The sequence below is a fragment of the Shewanella sp. 0m-8 genome, from assembly GCF_052977265.1.
Genome location: NZ_JBRIMB010000111.1, coordinates 1 through 761, shown reverse-complemented (window position 1 = coordinate 761; position 761 = coordinate 1). Strand labels below are relative to the sequence as shown.

General features: G+C 52.7%; 1 rRNA gene. It reads right to left on the bottom strand.

Annotated elements, in window-relative coordinates:
* Positions 1-8 precede the first annotated feature (8 nt).
* Positions 9-761 (bottom strand): 23S ribosomal RNA (locus ACVBIO_RS21590); the annotation flags it as partial.

Here is a 761-nt window from a genome sequence, read left to right as displayed (position 1 = left end):
AGGGTTGTATGGTTAAGCCTCACGAGTCATTAGTACAAGTTAGCTCAACGCCTCACAACGCTTACACACCTTGCCTATCAACGTCCTAGTCTCGAACGGCTCTTTAGAGGAATTAAATTCCTAGGGATGACTCATCTTAGGACTCGCTTCCCGCTTAGATGCTTTCAGCGGTTATCGATTCCGAACGTAGCTACCGGGCAATGCCATTGGCATGACAACCCGAACACCAGCGGTTCGTCCACTCCGGTCCTCTCGTACTAGGAGCAGCTTCCTTCAATCATCCAACGCCCACGGCAGATAGGGACCGAACTGTCTCACGACGTTCTGAACCCAGCTCGCGTACCACTTTAAATGGCGAACAGCCATACCCTTGGGACCGACTTCAGCCCCAGGATGTGATGAGCCGACATCGAGGTGCCAAACACCGCCGTCGATATGAACTCTTGGGCGGTATCAGCCTGTTATCCCCGGAGTACCTTTTATCCGTTGAGCGATGGCCCTTCCATACAGAACCACCGGATCACTATGACCTACTTTCGTACCTGCTCGACGTGTATGTCTCGCAGTTAAGCTGGCTTATGCCATTGCACTAACCGTACGATGTCCGACCGTACTTAGCCAACCTTCGTGCTCCTCCGTTACTCTTTGGGAGGAGACCGCCCCAGTCAAACTACCCACCAGGCACTGTCCCGAACCCCGATTCAGGGGCCGCGGTTAGAACATCAAAACTACAAGGGTGGTATTTCAAGATTGACTCCACA